At 34.2% G+C, this 2,697-nt stretch carries 2 protein-coding genes and 2 tRNA genes; 2 read left to right on the top strand and 2 right to left on the bottom strand.

Annotated elements, in window-relative coordinates; all coding sequences use genetic code 11:
- Both DWZ53_RS10985 and DWZ53_RS10990 read right to left on the bottom strand, forming a co-directional pair.
- A partial coding sequence (locus DWZ53_RS10985; protein ID WP_147358163.1) for a 6-phospho-beta-glucosidase occupies positions 1-1,389 on the bottom strand: 1,389 nt, incomplete at its 3' end.
- 88 nt (positions 1,390-1,477) lie between these two features.
- Positions 1,478-2,359, bottom strand: coding sequence for a DMT family transporter (locus tag DWZ53_RS10990; RefSeq protein ID WP_118434203.1), 882 nt, complete (start codon positions 2,357-2,359; stop codon positions 1,478-1,480).
- Between the two features lie 106 nt (positions 2,360-2,465).
- On the opposite strand from DWZ53_RS10990, the gene DWZ53_RS10995 reads away from it, so the two are divergent.
- Positions 2,466-2,542: transfer RNA gene (locus tag DWZ53_RS10995), tRNA-Arg, on the top strand.
- A 4-nt stretch (positions 2,543-2,546) separates the two neighbouring features.
- Positions 2,547-2,622, top strand: a tRNA-Thr gene (locus tag DWZ53_RS11000).
- Positions 2,623-2,697 lie beyond the last annotated feature (75 nt).

The following is a 2,697-nucleotide window of genomic DNA, read 5'->3' on the forward strand; positions in this document are numbered from 1 at the left end:
TTCAGTTAATTGACGAGCAACGTCATCTTTAATAGTTACACCTTCAGCTTCTAAACGTGCAATCGTATCTGCAAATTGTGGTAAGTATTTTTTATGAGCAATTAATAATTCGTCCATCACTCGTTTCATATTTCCTCCTGAAACTGTTTGTGGATTTAAAATGAATGCTTGCATTAATAGTCCATAATCTCCGGTTACAGCTGCTTCTTCAACACATAATTCCATGTTCTTCATGCATTGTAACCATCCTCTTTGTGCTGGTTGTAATTCACCAAAGGCAATCGCTCTGGCTCCTGATGATCCAATATAAGCTGAGACTTCTACAGCACAGTCTGCTGGTAAATCTGGTACGGCACCATTATTTTTAGTTGTTACGACGATATGAGTAAGTTTATTAGCGTAGATTGAAGCAATTGTTTCACAGGCTGCATCTGAATAATGTGCTCCTCCTCGTCTTGCTAGTTGTTCTGGTTTATGATCTAGATTTGGATCTTTGTATAATTCAAATAATTCATGTTCTGTTTGTTGTACTTGTTGTCCACGTGTTCCCATATCAGGATCATTGTATTCTTGTAATCCATGTTCTAACATTTCTTGTTCACGATAATAATATCGATGATATCCACAAGGGATCATATTCATTTGAAGTAATTGTTCTTTAAAGAAAGGAATATCATGAATATTGGCAGGGATTCCCATATCTTTACCTTCATACATGGCTTCAATGATGTCTTTAGTCACTTCATGACCATGTTCATCAAAGACCTTATGCCAATGGAAATGATTGATACCAGCAAACTTATAAGTTAACTGATCGATTGTTTTACCAATTGTTTTAGGTTCATCTAACATAGCACCAACAGGAACATTACATAAACCAATAACCTTATCCCATTTACCATATTTCATAACAGCTTCAGTTACCATTCCAGATGGATTAGTGAAGTTAATAAGCCAGGCATCAGGACATAATTCTTTCATATCTTCAACGATTGATAAGATAACCGGAATCGTTCTTAAAGCTTTAAACATACCACCAGCACCATTCGTTTCTTGACCTAACATACCATAGCTAAAAGGAATTCTTTCATCTTTGATACGGGCATTTAATAAACCAACTCTAAATTGAGTGGTAACGAAATCAGCATCTTTTAAAGCTTCTCTACGATCTAATGTTAAATGGACCTTAACATCATAAGGGGAAGCATCCCACATACGTTGAGCCATTTTACCAACAATTTCTAATTTTTCTTTACCATCTTCAATATCAATTAACCAGATTTCTTTGATAGGAAGTTCATCATATCTTTTGATAAATCCTTCCATTAATTCAGGTGTATAACTGCTTCCGCCACCGATTGTTACAATTTTTACAGGTTTTTTATTCATTTATCTTTCCTCCTTGATTACACATATGATTATAGACAAAAAAGCAAGACATTACTTTATTTTTTCACTTAACGAAAATAAAAAGAAGCTATGCTTCTTTTTTATAACTTAGGATAAATATTGTTGATAGAATTAAAATAAAACCAATTAAATCAAATACTGTAAATGAAGAGTGAAGCCATACACACATAAAAAATGTTGCGCTTACAGGTTCAAGTGCTCCAATCAGCGAAGCACGCATAGCCCCAATATAATGTACACCTAATAGATATAATGAAAATCCCAATGCTGTTCCAATAACGATAATGCCAAGAACCCCGATGATACCAATAAAATCTAATGATACTTGAATAGTCCACACTTTACCGATGATACCTAAAACAATACCACCAATTAACATAGCATAACCAATAGGAATTAAACTTCCCCATCTATTCATAAGATTTCTTGGTAATAGCGAATAGAGAGATGCTGATAAACCAGCCATAACACCCCAAAATAATCCCAAAGGAGTAATATTCATTTCATGAATATTACCATGAGTGGCAAGAATAAATGTTCCACTAAAGGCAAGTAGTATACAAATAATTTCTTTTTTGTAAGGTAATCTTTTACAAACAAGACATGTATATAACATAATAAATACTGGATTAAGATATTGTAGTATAGCTGCCGTAGAACTATTTGAATGATAAATAGCAGTCATATATGAATATTGACAAAACATTAAACCACATATAGAAAAACAAATAAGTTGAATTACATCTGATTGATGTTTCCAAATAGCAATAGACTTCTTCCTATCTTTAATAAAACAAATAATCAATAATATAATGCCTGCTCCTAACATTCGCATGGTTGTTAACCATGTTGTGTTAAGATGATAATTTTGAAACAAAAATTGTCCTATTGTTCCTGATAATCCCCAAAAAATACCGCCAAGTGCGGTTAAAATAACCCCCTTTTTCATTATGATCACCTCTTATTGTAGACATTCTAACAAAATTGATTATCATTGACAAATAAATATTTATAGCACTCATAAATAAATAGTGGTAAAATAATATATGCGACGTGGTGCGCTAGCTCAAGTGGATAGAGCACACGCCTCCGGAGCGTGGGGTAAGGCGTTCGAATCGCCTGCGTACCGCCAAATTGCCGGTGTAGCTCCAATGGTAGAGCAACTGACTCGTAACCAGTAGGTTGCAGGTTCGATTCCTGTCACCGGCACCAGTTTGATTTTTGAAAACTAACTACAAAATGAACTGAACCCAATTTGTTGGACAGATGAATTTCAGATAGTAACGA

The sequence above is a fragment of the Coprobacillus sp. AF33-1AC genome (assembly GCF_003475785.1).
Taxonomy (GTDB): domain Bacteria; phylum Bacillota_I; class Bacilli_A; order Erysipelotrichales; family Coprobacillaceae; genus Faecalibacillus.